Origin of the sequence: Anabaena sp. WA102 (assembly GCF_001277295.1) — a bacterium.
Taxonomy (GTDB): Bacteria; Cyanobacteriota; Cyanobacteriia; order Cyanobacteriales; family Nostocaceae; genus Dolichospermum; species Dolichospermum heterosporum.
Genome location: NZ_CP011456.1, coordinates 3,462,641 through 3,479,629, shown reverse-complemented (window position 1 = coordinate 3,479,629; position 16,989 = coordinate 3,462,641). Strand labels below are relative to the sequence as shown.

The window sequence follows — 16,989 nt, the reverse complement described above, 5'->3', positions numbered from 1 at the left end:
TTTGCAAATTCATGACAATTCACAAGTTACCCACAAATTTCAATCCAACTATTGATAGGAACTTATAAACCGATGATGAAAGCTGAAGACATAATGACCACAGAAGTTGTAACAATTCGTGGTTCAGCAACCGTAGCAGAAGCTGTAGATTTAATGAAATATAAAGGTTTGCGATCTTTAATTGTTGAACCTCGCACAGAAAATGACCCCTATGGTATGGTCAGTGAAACTGATATTGTTTATAAAGTTGCTGCTTACGGTAAAGACTCCAAACAAGTGCGAGTTTATGAAATTATGACCAAGCCTTGTATTGTTGTCAATCCTGAACTTGGTGTGGAGTATGTAGCCCGCTTATTTGCCAATACAGGCATCCGTCGCGCTCCTGTAATTAAAGGTAAGCTATTAGGAATCGTCTCAATTACCGATATCCTCAGAAAAAGTGATTTGTTTGAAAATCCAAAACGCATCTTTATTGAAGACGAAATAGAAGTTGCACGGGAAGAAGCGAGAACAATTTGTACAACTAAGGGCGATTCTTCTCGTGAATGTGCAGCAGCTTGGGATATTGTAGAAGAACTTCTGGCAGTAGCATCTGACCAAAGATTAGTGAAGGAGAATGTTGTCGAATAAATATTATTTGCCTTGCCTGATTTGCCCAAAATTCTCATAGGGGTAAAGGTTTTTTCTTGCCTTTGTCCCTTTAAATAACACCTATAGACAATACCTTGTCCATTTTCTGCTTTGTTGGGTTTCATGCTAATTGCTCCGCGAACGTTCACGTTCCACAACCCAACCTACAAATCAAGGCTTTTTCTAATTTGGACAAGGTATTGATAGAGATAAGTAGGTGAACACAATAAAACCAAACTGTGTAAAGAAATGTAAAATCGCCTAAACCCTCTTCACTCTTGCCTCTTGCCTCTTGCCTTTTGCCTTGCCATAACGACAATTTTCAACGCCAACCTACTTAGTTGATTTGTCCATTTTTTTATAGGATGAGTCAGGATTTAGATTTAACTTCTATTTTTCATATCCAAAAACTTTAATTGTTGATATAAACAACGAATTTGCTGCAAATTTACACCTGCTAATTCTGCTTTTCTTAATGGATTACCAAAAATTGCGTCTACTTCTAAAGGACGCTTTTCATCAAAATCAATTTTCATACTGGTGCGGTAGGGTTTCATTCTTGTGGTGTAATCTAACATGGTTTGAATAAAACTTTCAGGAATAATTCTCCCTGTACTTTTTGCCCCTGCGACTACCTCCCACATCAAACTTTCCACTAACTGACGAGTGTGAATATCCGTCATCAATTCATCTGTTCTCCCATCAAGAATTACAGATAAGCCATTATAGGGAATATTCCAGACTAACTTTTTCCAACGTCCTAATAGTAGATCTTCTAACATTTCTATAGATATACCAGCATTTTCAAAATCTGTGGTAACTTCCCGTATTTTTTTAGTAATGCCGGTTAATTGATAATTAGATTTATACTCACCTAAAGTAATTTGTCCATAATCTAAATGATGAATATGTCCTGGTGCAACTTTATTAGCACAGAGAAAACATAAACCCCCAATAATGCTGACATTATTGACAATTTCTGCAACTTCTGCTTCTATATCCAGTCCATTTTGTAATACCAATACTACCCCGTCATCTTTAACTATTGGTGGTAATAAATGGGGTAAAAGTTGATTTTGGGTTGTTTTTAGTGATATTATTACCACATCACACGGTGGCATTTTGTCTACATTGTTATAAGCATTAACTTGGGGGAGGGTGAAATCACCGTCTTTAGACTCAATAATGAGACCATTTTCCCTTACCTGTTGGTAATCACTTTTGAGTAAATAGTGAACTTCTAAACCGGATTTTTGGAGTTTTGCGCCATAAAATCCACCTAATGCGCCGGTTCCTAATATTGCATAAGTGCGTTTATCCATTTGATGTATAAAAAAAACTGAAGAAAATCATCAGACTATATTTTACCAGAATTGTCATTAATAAAACTTAAACATGATTTACTATCTTGTAGAAGCTTTGCTAGAGAGGTAAAATTCATGGCTGATATTGTTGATATTGCAGTTAGTAATGATGCGTTTAAAACTTTGGTAGCTGCTGTTTCTGCTGCTGGGTTAGTGGAAACATTAAAAAGTCCGGGTCCATTCACCGTGTTTGCACCCACTGATGACGCTTTTGCTAAGTTACCACCAGGCACAATTACAACTTTATTACAAAATATTCCCCAGTTAGCACGGATTTTAACCTATCACGTTGTTCCTGGAAAGTTAACAAAGGATGATTTAGCGAAACTAGGTACAGTCAATTCTGTGGAAGGTTCTCCCATCAAAATTAATTGTGAAGATGGTTTTGAGGTGAAAAACGCCACAGTTTTAGCAGCAGATATTATTGCTGATAATGGTGTAATTCACGTTATTGATACTGTGATTTTGATGGGTTAGTCCCACAAGCTGAATTTTTTGATTTTGACATTCTGATAGAGACGCTGGAAGCAACGTCTCTATATACTAAACACGGGTGAGATATAAACTTTTGCCAAATGACAAAGAACCCAGATGTGTAGGGGTTTAGCTCATGCTTTACCCCCTACCTTTAGAATCAAACAATCAAGCCGTTTTGAGTATAATTAAAATTAAGAAATTGAGTTGTTAGGGCTAATTCTTTAAAAAATGTAACATAAATGGTGTAGCCACTCACTTTTGAGATAAGATTACCTAAGTAGCCTGGAATTTATAATAAAACCTAATCATAAGAACCTACAATTATCTATCCCCCAAAATTAATGTTAGATTTTCACACCTTAACTGAATTTTCCCGCAATCACTGTATAGGTATCTGTGGCTTTCTAGTCCCGGCCAATGTCTTGACTACCTTATTAACGATTATCCTCGCGTTTCTCAATCGTCCCATGAGTCAAGTCTGGGCATCTGTGACACTAGCCTGTACATTTGCTGCAATCATGATGCTGCACGTTTATACTTGGTTTATGATTGGTGTAGTGATGTTACCCACGTATGTCTTGTTATCCCTAGCTGTCACCTGTTTATTAACTAATCTTTTAGTAATTATCTGGCGGAGAAATCCTCTACAATTATTTTCTCTAGGTAAATAATGACAGCATCAATCAAAAGTTAGAAGTAAAAACGTAATTTTATTTCAACTTTCTATATCCCCGACTTCTTAAAGAAATCGGGGATATAATTTTACCAATGTTTAGATTTTAGCAGCAAGAACCACAGTGGTGATGATTATAACCGCCCCAACTGTTGCCGCCCCAACTGTTACCTCCCCAGCTATGATATCCAGAATAACCACCACCGATAACGTTTTGTACTTCATCGGTAGCTAATTCATTCATAAAACTAGCAGCATCATTAAATAAATCATAACCAACAGGAAGTAATGCGGATATTTGGATATTAGCCATGATAATTCCTCCTTGTATGTATTATCTTGATAAAAGATAAGTAAGATCAGATGTGATATGCACTAACCTTAGTTTTTATTCTTTCAAAAAGAATTTATAAATTCAAGGCTTTGATGCCAATGGATAAGACGTTATTGAAATAGTTTTGTCTAGTTATTGATGGCAATTAGTAATTATTTTTTCTTGACTAAAAGACTTTTTATTTTGATTTTTTGCTATATGGTAGAGATGTTTCATGCAACATCTCTAGAAAAAAGTTATTTTTTCGGTGTATTATATTTATCCGAAAAACCAGACTTAATTAAGTTTGTTTTGTCTGAAATACCAGGAATTTTTAATTGGTAAATTCTGCCCGCAATTGGTTAACAACTCGATCTAATCCCACAGAATGGGCGGCTTTGAATAATAGGCGATCGCCTGTTTGCATAAATGTTTTTAATCTTGTTACCAAATCAGCATGATTTGTGAAACATTCGCAAGATATATTATCGGCACTATTAGCAATAATTTCCGCATCTTGACCATCAACTAATACCAATAAACCATCCAGATGCAAATTCTTGACCATTTCTCCAACTTTTCGATGAAGTTCTGGGGATCTTTCTCCTAGTTCTTTCATTGCCCCTAAAACCGCAATTTTTCGCTTTCCGGGTGTGTCTGCTAACAACTGTAAAGCTGCTAACATGGCTTCTGGGGCGGCATTATAGGTTTCATCTAAAATCACCACATCATTAGGTAAAGTAAAGCGTTGACTTCTACCTGTGGGCATATTTACCATAATACCAGATTGTAATAATTGCCAATCAATTTCTAATACCTTGGCTACTGCTAAAGCTGCTAAAAAATTGGTAGCATTATGACGACCGGGTAAAGGTAAAGGTAGACGCATTCCCGCAACTTCTACAGTTTCATTATCAGTTAATTCTCCTTGAATATCGCCACCGGAAAAACCATAACTGATAACTTTACCCTGCCAGAACTTCGCTGCCGTTTCCATTAATAATGGATTATCATAATTAAGAATAGCAATACTATCATTTGGCATGGTTGCTAATAATTCACATTTAGCTTCTGCAATGGCTTCTTCTGAACCAAGTAACTCAATATGCGCCGTGCCTACATTAGTAATTACCCCAATTGTCGGTTTAACAATTTCTGTCAATTCGGCAATTTGTCCCCTTCCCCGCATAGCCATTTCGATGACAGCAAAGTTATTTTCTCTACCCATTTCTAACAGGGTTTTGGGAACACCTATTTCATTATTAAAATTCCCGTAGGTTTTATGAACTTTGCCTTTTGTGGCTAAAACTGCGGAAATTAATTCTTTGGTTGTGGTTTTCCCGACTGAACCTGTGATGCCAATGACAGGAATAGCAAAGCTTTCGCGCCACCATTTAGCAATTTGTTGATATGCCTTTAAAGTATCTTTAACCCGCAAAACCGGAAAACCGGGATTTTCGTAATGACGATCAACTATTGCAACTATAGCCCCTTGAGCGATCGCTGTGGGTACAAAATCATGTCCGTCAAACTTTTCTCCTCGCAAAGCCAAAAACACTTCCCCTGGTTGCAAAATGCGGGTATCTGTTTGTATCCCAATAGCCAACTGAGTTAAGGTAGATACAGATACATTCACAGGTTCAGCGATAAGAACTTCAAGCAGTTGAGAGATAGTGATAGAGACTGACATACTGATAAACGATAGGGTATTTTAAAGTTATTCACCTTATCATTTTTTGTGTCACTTTCATTGAAGATTTATTTTTGTGAAGTTCTATACACTAAACTGGTTTAGATGATTTGTAATACGTATTACTGTTGAAGTGGAGAATCTATCTCTTGTTTAATTCTATTGATTAGGTAATCTCCTTTTCTTCAACAGTAGTATTTTCTGGAACTGATTAAATCATGTTTATTTGTCCTTTGTGTTGATATTCTGTTGTTGGATAATCTGGCTAATTTCTTCCAGACTTAAATTTAAAACTTGTGCGATTTGTTCTCTAGTTAAACCTAATGCTATTAAACCAGGAACTGCATCTAACTTAGCTTTGCGTTCACCTTCTTCCTTTCCCTCTTCTTTTGCTTCTTGATAAAATCGGGTTTGTTTTAACTCACTTAATCCAAACATGGCTTCTATTTCCTCCCTATTCATTCTTGGAAACTTGTAAATTAAAATTGTCTCGATAATTTGTAAGAGTTGTTGCTGTTGAAGTTGAGAATTTATCTCTTGTTTAGTTCTGGTGATTAATTCTCTAGCTTGGGTAATGGAATTATCTTGGTTAGCGATGATTAGTTTTATTGTAGCAATACCAATGGGTAAAGATGTTGTTTCTGCTAATTCATCGAGATAAATAACTCTAACTCGTTGACTGGTGAAGAATTCTTGATAATGCTGAATATCTTGTGTATCTATGCTGCGGGTTGGATAGATAACTACAGCACTCCAGTGATTTTTGGGGTTGTTTTGGCGAATGTAAAGAAATATTTCGCTAAAAAGTCTATGGTAGAGATCCTTATCTGATTGAAATTGTACTTCTAAAAAGTAGATGGGGTTATCTGTATTTTGGTTAGGTAAGAAAACTCCATCTATTCTCAAGGCTGTTTGTTTAACTTCAACTGATGAAAATTGATAAAGTTCTGCTAGTTGGGGAGAGTTACCAATCAGTTCAAAAAATATGCTGGGTATTTCTTGAAATAATCGGTAAAATATGCTGTCTGTTTTCATTTTAAAAAGTTGTTAAACACTGTAAAATTTTGAGACTTTTTAATAAATTTTTCATCTCTAAACATAATGTTAGTATCAATAGCAATCATTGATGACCTAATTCTTCTATTCCCTGTGCTACCGCTTGTTCCATTTCTTCAATTGTTTTGGCTTTTCCTTGATAATTCAAACAACCAGCAGCATCATCTAATGTTGTTTCTGGAAAAGTTTTTTTAGGCTTTAATAAAATTCCATCCCCCAAATTAATTATTATTAATTCCTGTCCATCTTGCCAATGATACTGATCTCTTAAAACTTGGGGAATAGTAATTTGACCTTGAGTTGATAGTTTAGTAATTTCCATTGCAATAATTTTCCACTATTTATGGTAATCCAATTTTAACATATATTCATAGCTATATTAGTCAATATGATAAAATGCTAATTCATTTTCCGCATCGTCATAAAACCGCACTTCAATTCCCACAGCTTGAGAAATCCAATTTACATTATTAAAATATTCTGGAATTGAAAAACCTTCTGCTGGATAGGTACGATACCAAACTTTTTTTGTTTTATTCCATTCATAACCTTCAGCTTTCAACAAATGGCTAATTGTGTAAGTACCATTGCTACCTTTACCAATTTGATTGCCAACTTTAACAGTAATATACTGTACAGTCCCCACACCAATAAAAGTTTGATAATCTGACCAATTTAATATAGAAATTTCTGTTCTCCTGTTTAATTCGTCAAGAAAAGGTGATGAATTTGTACTTTCTGTAATAATAAATAAAGTTTCAACTGCACGAGTTAAAGCCACATAAAATAAACGTCTTTCTTCATTTACTACAGACTCAATGCTATCACCAAAGACACGGGTAAACATTAAATCAGGATGTATCAAGGGATAACAACGAGGAATAGCATCAAGTATTATATATTCTTTGACTCCATTGCGACGATAAGCTTGTTTTTTGCCATGTAGGTCAATAGCTGCACTACTAGCAGCAATTTCTACCACCAACTCCGGCGCACCTTCAATATAATCGTCCTCACTAATTCGAGTTTGTCCACCTGCTTCTGGTATAATAATCAGAATTGCATCAGGTTGAGGTTCATTATCTAAATCTAGCCGGACTGTAGGTTCAACTCCTAATGCCACACCAGGAGTTAAAACTTCATAATTACCAATCCATGTTAAGATGCGACCATGAGGTTGTCCATGACTTCTAAAACGCAGAGCAGCCGGCATAATATAAACAATTCCTTCAATTAATTCAGCTTTTTTAGGTTTAGATGTTGTATTATATCGCCGTTCAAATTCATAACGGGTGAGTTTATCCCCGTTTGTTAAAGGAGGAATTGTTGAAGCCAGAAAGGGTATTTTTACCATAGTTTTTGTAATAAGTAATAAAGCCCTGAGTGTATCATAGCAAATTATTCACAATTTTCATTATCTAATTTTATTGTCTATAACATGACAACTTTCTTGACAGACTCCACAGATATAAATAGATTTAATTTATCGGCAAAATTAAACCCAAAACAAAGAAGTGAATTGGGTCAATTTATGACTCCTGCGACAGTTGCGAGATTGATGGCAGGACAATTTAACAATTTATCAGGTCATATTAATTTACTAGATCCTGGTGCTGGTTTTGGGTCTTTAACTGCTGCTTTTGTAGAGCGATTATTGACGAATTCTAATCAAGTTGAAAGTTGTTTTATCACAGCTTATGAAGTAGAAGCAAGCTTTATACCCTCGCTGCAAGAATGTCTTAATCACTGTTGTCAAGCCTTAAAAAATAGAGGGATTAAAGCAGATTATTGTTTACAGAATGAAAGCTTTATTGGAAGTATTACAGAAAATAATTTACCACTTTTTAATACTTATACCCAGAATTTTACTCATGCTATTATGAATCCACCTTATAAAAAGATTAACAGTAAATCAATTGAGAAAAAAATACTGTCAAAGCTGGGAATTGAAACGGTAAATTTATATAGTGCATTTGTTTGGCTATCCATATTACAACTTTCTATAAATGGAGAGATAGTGGCAATTACTCCGAGAAGCTTTTGTAATGGTAGTTATTTTCGTCCTTTTCGCCAAGCTTTTTTGGAAAAAATGGTACTCCAAAATATTCATATATTTGAAAGTCGCTCATTAGCTTTTGCAGAAGATAATGTTTTACAAGAAAATATTATTTTTCATGCTACAAAAACAGAAATTAAACCTAAATTTATAGAAATAAGTATTAACTCAGAACAAGAATTAGATAGTTTTTCGGAAATGAGACTTGTTCCCTATAACCAAGTTATTGAAAAAAATGATCCTGAAATGTTTATCCATGTTCTTACCAACTCTTTGGAAGATGCTTTAAAAGTGCAAATGGATAAATTTCCATCTACATTAGAAGAACTTAGTTTGGAAATTTCAACCGGTCCAGTTGTAGATTTTCGTCTCAAATCATCTTTAAGAAATTCCTTAGATGATCAAACAGTTCCCTTAATTTACCCAGAATCTATCAAACCAGGAAAAGTGTTATTTCCTCCCACAAAACCGAAAAAATCAATTGCTATTGAAAAGAATCAAGAAACACAAAAATGGTTAATTCCATCAGGTTGTTATATTGTAGTCAAACGGTTTTCTGCAAAGGAAGAAAAACGCCGTATTGTTGCTGCTGTATCTTACCCTATAGATTCATCGGCACTGGGTATAGAAAACCATCTTAACTATTATCATGCTAAAGGAAAGGGAATGAATCTCGACCTAGCAAAAGGTTTAACAGCATTTCTCAATTCAACTTTATTTGATCAATACTTTCGCCTATTTAGTGGTAACACACAAGTTAATGCTACAGACCTACGAAAAATTAAATACCCCTGTAAAAATGATTTAATAAAACTAGGAACACAAATTCATGAATCTGCGTTTGATCAAGATCAAATTGATCAACTTGTACATCAAAATCTATCAATTATGAGTGAAGCAATCAACACAATTCACGCTAGTAAACGTATTCAAGAAGCACTAACTATTCTTGAAGAAATTTCTGCACCCAAAGAACAGCAAAACGAAAGATCCGCACTGTGCTTACTCGCATTGGCAGACATTCGACCGGAAACTTCTTGGGATCAAGCAACAACACCCAAACGCAGAATTACTGAAATGATGGATTGGTTTCGTGATTTTTATGGAAAACAATACGCACCCAATACAAGGGAAACAGTGAGAAGACAAACAATGCACCAGTTTGTACAAATGGGTTTAGTTGTGGAAAATCCAGATCAACCCGACCGACCAATTAATAGTCCTAAATGGTGTTATCAACTTCAGCAACAAGCACTTTCGCTGATACAATCTTATGGTTCTGATCAGTGGGAAGAATCTCGTCGTAATTATACTATTTCTGTCAAGAATTTATTGCAGGATAGAACTCGGAATATCTCCACAATTCCCGTTAGTTTACCCAATGGACAAGCAATTTATCTATCATCAGGTGGACAAAATAATTTAATCAAAGACATTTTAGAAAATTTTTGTCCCAGATTTACACCAGGAGGTTTGGTTCTTTATGTCGGTGATGCTGGGGATAAGTTCATTATTAATGAAACTCAAAAGTTTCGAGAAATAGGAATTGATTTAGATCCTCATGGTAAAATGCCAGATGTTGTAATTTATTATCAACAACAAGACTGGCTAATATTAATAGAAGCTGTCACCAGTCATGGACCTGTGAATTTAAAACGACACAATGAACTAAGAAAACTGTTTCAGTCTAGTAATAAGGGATTAGTTTTTATGACTGCTTTTCCCAGTCGCAAGGACATGACTCGGTATCTAGCTGAGATTTCTTGGGAAACAGAAGTTTGGGTAGCAGACCAAGCAGATCATTTAATTCATTTTAACGGAGAGAGATTTCTTGGACCTTATGAAAATCGGTAAAATCGGTTTGGAGATTTTGATCCAAATATTTTGCAAATCATTAAGATTTATTTACTTAAACAACATAAATATTGTTTAAATAATCAGCCATAACCCAGTCAGCAACTAGGTTTCACCCTCTCCCACATCAAATAACCTCGCAACAAACCTTATTTGTTCATAGCGGTTAGGTTTGAGAAAATCAGAAACGATTTAATAATCAAGCACTTATAGTTATTTAACTTGTCAAGGGAGAACACAGGATGAAGTTAGCTTACTGGATGTATTCAGGCCCCGCCCACATTGGAACTTTGCGAATTGCGAGTTCTTTTAAAAACGTTCATGCTATCATGCACGCGCCCCTGGGTGATGATTACTTCAACGTTATGCGTTCCATGTTATCGCGGGAGAGAAACTTTACCCCAGTTACAACCAGCGTCGTTGACAGAAACGTTTTAGCGCGAGGTTCTCAAGAAAAGGTGGTAGACAACATCACCCGCAAAGACGCGGAAGAACACCCCGATTTAATCGTTTTAACTCCTACCTGCACTTCCAGCATTTTGCAAGAGGACTTACATAACTTTGTCGAACGGGCGCAATTGGAAGCAAAAGGGGACGTAATGCTGGCGGACGTGAACCATTACCGCTACAATGAATTACAAGCCGCAGATCGCACCTTACAACAAATCGTCCAATATTACATTGAGAAAGCCCGGAAGCGGGGGGAATTACCAACAGAGAAAACAGTCAAACCCTCAGTTAACATTATCGGGGTTTCTACTCTGGGTTTCCACAATAACCATGATGTCACCGAATTGAAGCGGTTAATGACTGATTTGGGAATTCAGGTAAATACTGTTATTCCTGAAGGTGCGTCTGTTCACGAGTTAAAAACTATGCCTCAAGCTTGGTTTAACTTAATTCCTTATCGGGAACTGGGGTTAACTACAGCTAAATATTTAGAAGAACAATTCGGGACTCCTTACGTAGATATTACGCCAATGGGTGTAGTGGAAACTGCTAAATGTATCCGTAAAATTCAGCAGGTAATTAACGCTCAAGGTGCGGAAGTTAATTATGAAGACTTCATTAATGAACAAACTCTGCACGTATCCCAAGCGGCTTGGTTTTCCCGTTCTATTGACTGTCAGAACTTGACAGGGAAGAAAGCGGTGGTTTTTGGTGATAATACTCATGCGGCGGCTTTAACGAAGATTCTCTCGCGGGAAATGGGGATTCACGTGGTGTGGGCTGGTACTTATTGCAAGTATGATGCTGACTGGTTTAGAGAACAGGTGAGCGAATATTGCGATGAAGTATTGATTACAGATGATCATGGTGAAATTGGGGATGCGATCGCTCGCGTTGAACCTTCTGCTATATTTGGTACACAGATGGAACGTCACGTTGGTAAACGTTTGGATATTCCTTGTGGTGTCATTGCAGCACCAATTCACGTGCAGAATTTCCCCATTGGTTACAAACCATTTATGGGTTATGAAGGCACAAATCAAATCACTGATTTAATCTACAATTCCTTCACTTTGGGAATGGAAGATCACTTATTAGAAATCTTTGGTGGACACGATACAAAGGAAGTAATTACCAAAGGAATTTCCGCAGAATCTGGTTTGAATTGGACAAAAGATGGTCAAGCGGAATTGAATAAGATTCCTGGTTTTGTGCGCGGAAAAGTGAAGCGAAATACCGAAAAGTTTGCCCGTGAACGTGGGTTTAAAGATATCTCGGCTGAGGTGTTGTATGCCGCTAAGGAATCTGTAGGTGCGTAGGTAAGAAGAGTGAGTAGTGAGGGCGAATATTTTAACCTTCGCTACTTGCTTTTTTTATATTAGTGTTTATAGTTAGAGACTTCCAAGAAATAAATTATCCTAAGAAACGAACCACAGAGGCACAGAGTACACAGAGAGAGAATTTCTGCATCAGTTTTGGGACATTTTTTTATTTGGAAGTCTCTTAGGAATGTGGATTAAATAACTTACAATTCTAAATGTTGTTGTGGTTTAGCAGTATAGTTCCACTGTGGCAAAAAATCATCAAAGAAAATCTCCATTCAATTTCACTTACTCCCTATTAGGGATTGAAACGATTGAATTTGGAATAAGTGCAGAAACACTAGAAAATTGCAATTTCACTTACTCCCTATTAGGGATTGAAACCCCCATGTCTTATAATCGACCTGAATTTTATATTCTCATTGCAATTTCACTTACTCCCTATTAGGGATTGAAACAGAGCGATCGCATCCCACTAGCGATCGCCCAAATTGCAATTTCATTTACTCCCTATTAGGGATTGAAACTTTTAAATAATAGTGATTTAGATGATTATAATCTTAATTGCAATTTCATTTACTCCCTATTAGGGATTGAAACGGTGGCCTTCTACTGCTTCTGTTGGTTCTGGATCATTGCAATTTCATTTACTCCCTATTAGGGATTGAAACATGAATGCGTTATTCTTATTGGAATAATTCTTATTCAGGACTTACGCACTTTATAAGTTCACATTAATTCTTTTTCAATGAGTTCAATTAATTCCAGAATACTACGAGATTGGCTAGGTTCTACATTAGATTCTTCAATTATATGGACATGATGGGGAAAATTAGGTAATTTTGGAAAATGCTGCACATTATCGAACAGAATTCAGGAGTCAGGAGTCAGAATTCAGAATGAATTCTGTGCGAGTGGCGGATGAATAACTGGGTTTAAGACCCCCACCAAATCTACGATTTGGTGGTCTTTAATCAGTCGCAGGTTTGAATCCTCGACTGATTGATTCTGACTCCTGGCTACTGACTCCTGACTCCTTCTTCATCCCAACGTTTTCTTAAATTTTCCTTTTGTTCATCCATCCACTGATAACGATAACCAAGGGTTACAAAATGTCCCTCAATAATAGTAAAGGACTCTGCTATTTCTAAGAAATCATTATTTACTAAAGTTAATCTAGTACGGAAATAACCACGATCCAATAAAATTTTTTCTTCCACAATAGCGATTTTAATAATAATGCGGCTAGTAGCTAATTTAATTTTTACTGTATTAATATAATCTTGTATTTCCATTGTTTAACTAGCTATTAAATTCGTATTTATCTGAATAGTATTTTGAGCATTAGTCCACATTTCATAAAATACGCTCCATTCAAAAAAATCTATTTCATCTCCTAATTTACCTGCTTGAAATTCTTGATAGAAGTCACCAGAAGACATTTGATATTTTGTCTCAAAATTCTTTAATTTTTGTTCTAAATCTGAAATATCTTGTTGTGTTGAATTTGCTAATGGTGAAGATAATTTGACATTATTAATTTTGCTTTCTAAAAGCTGCCTTTCTTCTGGGGATAAAGAGAGGATGATTTGAGTGATAGATTCAACTAATTGGGTATTCATAATGTAATTTTCCTTGGTCGGCAATTTGTATCTTCACTATATCTCATTTATCGAAGTTTGAATGGCACTTAATGAGTCAAAACAAAGCTACTACGACTTATTTGAAGAAGCAGGAATCAGTTGGAAGAAAACCACTACTCCCTATTAGGGATTGAAACTACGCATGAGGGAGGGTTTACGCCGTAAACCCCTACGAAATTTTAATTTCACTTAATCCCCATTAGTGTTTGTTTAAGTTCTAAGTAGGTGAACACAATCAAACCAATCTGTGTAAAGAAAAGTAAAATCGCTTAAACCCTATTCAATCTTGCCTCTTGCCTTGCCATAACGACGATTGACAATGCTAACCTACTTAGATGATTCTTGCTTCTAGAGTATTTCCACCGTCCCTTTATAACCATCAATTTGGACTTGTTGACCGTCTTGAAGTAGGTATGTCGCACCACGCACATCCATAACAGCGGGAATACCGTATTCACGGGCGATAATTGCTCCGTGAGAAAGTTTACCACCTGCTTCGGCAATTAAGCCTCCAGCTTGGACTAGGATAGGGGCCCAACCGGAATCTGTGTAAGGGACAACAAGGATAGTGTTTTTATCAATATTATGGGCTTCTTGTAAGGTTCGTAATACTTTTACCCGTCCTTGAATTTGTCCTTGACTGGCGGGAATACCTAATAAAATGTTGTCAGAGGAATCAATTACGGGTTTAATGGGATGAGGGGGGTTATAACCGTAAACTACGGGGGGAATTTGGGGAATTTGGCTATCTTGGATAAATTGCGATCGCCTGTTTGCGATTAATTCCCAGATATGATTCCTAAAAGCTACATCTGGATTAATCCCTAAACGACGAATTTCCTCTAACTTGAGAAAGAAAATATCTCCCTGTTGTGTTAATACCCCAGACTGAAGCCACATCTGTTCTAGCGCCAAAAATGTCCAACGTAATTCCGCCAACAATCGGGAATAAACTTCTGTCACCCTACCTTTAAGATCAACTCGTCTTTGTACTAAATTTGTCTGTTCTGAACGGGAATCATCTAAATTTGGTGCTTCCGGTGCTTGTAGCAACTGGATAAATAATTGTCTGACTATTTGGGGATTTTCTCGCCAAGTGGGGACGGAAATATCTGTACCAACTTCGCTCAAATAGCCATAATCCTCAATCAATTCGTTAAATTCGGCTAAAATTCTCGACCCTGCGGCTGTTTCTGCTAATTGTGCAAATACTTGTTCTGGTTTAAATTCATAGTTACCGGCGATTAAGATTTGTCGAGCATCCGCCGCCAATAAGCGCATAGCTCTTAATGATGCTACCTCTGGGGTGACACTGTTATCAATTTCTTCTACTTTTGCTCCCAAAACTGCTTGACGGATGGCTGCACTCAAGGGGGCTAAAATGCTGTAATAAGTACCCCGGTGGAGTAAGTCGAGAATTAAATCTATTCTCCCTAATAATTGATCTAGTGATAATTCCTCAATGACAACGTTTGATAATTGGGTTAATCCCGGAATAAAAACTTGGCGATAGTCCAATTTAAAATCTTTGTCTAAATCAATTTCTCGCTTGAGTAACTTTGTCAGTCCTGGTAAATTAGCCAAAGTAGAATCTAGAGCAGGTTTACTCATGCTTGCACCTCTAGTCAGAAATTCCAAACTTTCTGGAGGTAATCCCATTTTCAGAAAGATTTCTCCTAATAAGGAAGCATTAAAATAGGCTCTAGAGTAGTGCAGTGTGGCTGTGGTGGTAAAATCTAATCGGTTAGAGCGATCGCCTAACACTATACTAAAAATTTCCCCCCACACACCACAGGTTAAAGGTGAATTAATAGACCAAGTTAAGGGATGAATAACTCCCGGAATTACCTCAGCCGCGATTTTTCTTGTCCATAACGGTAAAAGGGTAGTGATAGGTCTTGTCTGCAATACCCACAGATTTTGACCATCATAACTCCATTCAATATCTTGGGGAATGCCCAAATAACGTTTTTCTAACCGCCGAGCTAAGTAGGCAACTTGTTTAATTAATGCTTCAGGAACTTTGCCATGACCTTCAAATTGCAGACAAGATAATTTTTCATTATCCGCAACCACCACCCGATATTGTTCCGGTGTTACCTTCCCAGATACAATTTGCGTAGGACTACCAGACACCGCTTCAATAACCACCGCCTCACCCTGTTGAGAAATGGGATCTCGGCTAAAAGCTACCCCAGAAAATACGCTTTGGACTTGTTGTTGAATGAGTACCCCCATTGCCCGATCTTCTGAACTACTGCGATGGCGATATTCGACGGCACTGGGATGATCATAGGAGGCTTTAACTTGAGCGATCGCTTGTCGCAATTCTACCTTACTGATCACATTTAAAATCGTTTCATACTGTCCTGCCGCCGAAGCTTGTTGGGAATCTTCGCCAATCGCCGAGGAACGCACTACCAAGGGCGAAAGTGGCGACGGTTGCAGAAAATCAATTAAAACAGTAGGATCTTCACCAGCAGGCAGTACCCAACCTTTAGGAACTGCATAGCCCCAACGTTTAATTTGCGATAATGTCGCAGCTTTAGCTCCTACCACTTCCCCATCTAAATCATCATCTAAAGTAATAATCCTCTCTTGATTATTTAAATATTCCATCATTGGTTGAGATTCTAGCGCCGCCTCCTCAACAGGGAGATTCATATCATCAGGAATTTGGCTATAAATCCAGTAAATTAACCCCGATAAAGTTGCAGCAGCGATAATCCTTAGTATATCTTGGGAATGGATAATACCCACAAACAGGGGAAATATCACTAATACCCCCAACTTAATAGTTTCCTTAGAACGAGTAATTAAAAACCCCATCGCCGCCAGCAAACTCACAAAAGCAGCTACCATCGGATCATGTGCCAACAACCCCCAGGAAACGTTAGTTATTCCTGCGCCTTTAGTAGCCACATATCTACCGATAACCAAAGCAATTAAAGCAATAAGTTCCCAAACTGGTTGGGAAGGAAAACAATATTGGGCAATTGTCACAACCCCAACACCCTTGAGGGCTTCAGAAACCACGCAGATACTTCCTGCTAACTTACCACCATGATAAAAAGCGGCTGCCACACTAATATTTCCTGTACCCACCTTGGCTAACTGCTTACCACTCAAGGCATAAGTAATCCAGGAAATTAGTGGTATTGCTCCTAACAGTGGACAAACAATTAAAATAATGACGATACCGAAAAGATTAATCATGATTCTCTAATCTAAAAATTAAAATTTGATGACATCTTCCAAGTTTGTTGTTAACAAACATGAATCACATAATAAAGATAAAACCCTTGTACGGCAGGAGTCAGGGTTCAGATTCAAAATAATTCTTTCTTCTTTGTTTTTCTTTCTTGCTCCTGACTGCTGATTGGGCGCAGGCCCTGCGCCCCTACCTCCTGACTCCTCTTAAATATAAGGACACTAGAAAACAATGATAGTCTTACTAGTGT

General features: G+C 37.0%; 15 protein-coding genes, 1 pseudogene and 1 CRISPR repeat array. Of the genes and pseudogenes, 5 read left to right on the top strand and 11 right to left on the bottom strand.

The window, feature by feature from the left end:
* Positions 1 to 72 precede the first annotated feature (72 nt).
* Positions 73 to 630 carry a CBS domain-containing protein gene (locus tag AA650_RS14975; protein WP_035081470.1) on the top strand — a complete coding sequence of 186 codons (558 nt, stop codon included), beginning with the start codon at positions 73 to 75 and terminating at the stop codon, positions 628 to 630.
* Positions 631 to 1,013: 383 nt separating this feature from the next.
* On the opposite strand, the gene AA650_RS14970 is transcribed toward AA650_RS14975, so the two are convergent.
* Positions 1,014 to 1,952, bottom strand: a complete 939-nt coding sequence (locus AA650_RS14970) for a putative 2-dehydropantoate 2-reductase (RefSeq protein ID WP_053539615.1) — start codon at positions 1,950 to 1,952, stop codon at positions 1,014 to 1,016.
* A gap of 117 nt (positions 1,953 to 2,069) precedes the next feature.
* On the opposite strand from AA650_RS14970, the gene AA650_RS14965 reads away from it, so the two are divergent.
* Positions 2,070 to 2,471, top strand: coding sequence for a fasciclin domain-containing protein (locus tag AA650_RS14965; RefSeq protein WP_027401651.1), 402 nt, complete (start codon positions 2,070 to 2,072; stop codon positions 2,469 to 2,471).
* A 341-nt stretch (positions 2,472 to 2,812) separates the two neighbouring features.
* Entirely contained in the window at positions 2,813 to 3,142 is a 330-nt protein-coding gene (locus tag AA650_RS14960; RefSeq protein ID WP_053539614.1) for a hypothetical protein, read from the top strand.
* Positions 3,143 to 3,250: 108 nt separating this feature from the next.
* Here AA650_RS14960 and AA650_RS14955 read toward each other — a convergent pair whose 3' ends face one another.
* The 6 genes and pseudogenes from AA650_RS14955 to AA650_RS28735 form a co-directional block, all read right to left on the bottom strand.
* Positions 3,251 to 3,457 (bottom strand): hypothetical protein, encoded by a 207-nt coding sequence (locus AA650_RS14955; protein ID WP_053539613.1) that lies wholly within the window; start codon positions 3,455 to 3,457, stop codon positions 3,251 to 3,253.
* 334 nt (positions 3,458 to 3,791) lie between these two features.
* A complete protein-coding gene (locus AA650_RS14945; RefSeq protein ID WP_053539612.1) occupies positions 3,792 to 5,147 on the bottom strand; it encodes a UDP-N-acetylmuramoyl-tripeptide--D-alanyl-D-alanine ligase in 1,356 nt (451 codons plus the stop codon).
* A gap of 222 nt (positions 5,148 to 5,369) precedes the next feature.
* A complete protein-coding gene (locus AA650_RS14940; protein WP_053539611.1) occupies positions 5,370 to 6,182 on the bottom strand; it encodes an Rpn family recombination-promoting nuclease/putative transposase in 813 nt (270 codons plus the stop codon).
* Between the two features lie 85 nt (positions 6,183 to 6,267).
* Entirely contained in the window at positions 6,268 to 6,525 is a 258-nt protein-coding gene (locus AA650_RS14935; protein ID WP_053539610.1) for an AbrB/MazE/SpoVT family DNA-binding domain-containing protein, read from the bottom strand.
* 57 nt (positions 6,526 to 6,582) lie between these two features.
* Positions 6,583 to 7,050, bottom strand: a complete 468-nt coding sequence (locus AA650_RS28740; protein WP_234413412.1) for a 3'-5' exonuclease — start codon at positions 7,048 to 7,050, stop codon at positions 6,583 to 6,585.
* Positions 7,051 to 7,095: 45 nt separating this feature from the next.
* Positions 7,096 to 7,557, bottom strand: a pseudogene (locus AA650_RS28735) (Uma2 family endonuclease); the annotation flags it as partial.
* A gap of 84 nt (positions 7,558 to 7,641) precedes the next feature.
* Between AA650_RS28735 and AA650_RS14925 the strand changes: the two are divergent.
* Together AA650_RS14925 and bchB are read left to right on the top strand one after the other, a co-directional pair.
* A complete protein-coding gene (locus tag AA650_RS14925; protein ID WP_053539609.1) occupies positions 7,642 to 10,113 on the top strand; it encodes a BsuBI/PstI family type II restriction endonuclease in 2,472 nt (823 codons plus the stop codon).
* Between the two features lie 242 nt (positions 10,114 to 10,355).
* Positions 10,356 to 11,882 (top strand): ferredoxin:protochlorophyllide reductase (ATP-dependent) subunit B, encoded by a 1,527-nt coding sequence (bchB, locus tag AA650_RS14920; RefSeq protein ID WP_053539608.1) that lies wholly within the window; start codon positions 10,356 to 10,358, stop codon positions 11,880 to 11,882.
* Between the two features lie 278 nt (positions 11,883 to 12,160).
* Positions 12,161 to 12,556: direct repeats of the CRISPR family, unit length 37 nt; unit sequence ATTGCAATTTCATTTACTCCCTATTAGGGATTGAAAC.
* A gap of 58 nt (positions 12,557 to 12,614) precedes the next feature.
* Here the strand turns inward: bchB and AA650_RS28730 are convergent.
* From AA650_RS28730 to AA650_RS14905, 4 genes are all read right to left on the bottom strand, one after another.
* Positions 12,615 to 12,743 (bottom strand): toxin-antitoxin system TumE family protein, encoded by a 129-nt coding sequence (locus AA650_RS28730; protein ID WP_234413194.1) that lies wholly within the window; start codon positions 12,741 to 12,743, stop codon positions 12,615 to 12,617.
* Positions 12,744 to 12,904: 161 nt separating this feature from the next.
* A complete protein-coding gene (locus tag AA650_RS14915) occupies positions 12,905 to 13,180 on the bottom strand; it encodes a toxin-antitoxin system TumE family protein (protein ID WP_053539607.1) in 276 nt (91 codons plus the stop codon).
* 3 nt (positions 13,181 to 13,183) lie between these two features.
* Complete coding sequence (locus AA650_RS14910) at positions 13,184 to 13,507, bottom strand: hypothetical protein (protein ID WP_053539606.1); 324 nt, start codon at positions 13,505 to 13,507, stop codon at positions 13,184 to 13,186.
* 369 nt (positions 13,508 to 13,876) lie between these two features.
* Positions 13,877 to 16,744: a glycerol-3-phosphate acyltransferase gene (locus AA650_RS14905; protein WP_053539605.1), complete on the bottom strand. Its 2,868-nt coding sequence runs from the start codon at positions 16,742 to 16,744 to the stop codon at positions 13,877 to 13,879.
* Positions 16,745 to 16,989: the final 245 nt, after the last annotated feature.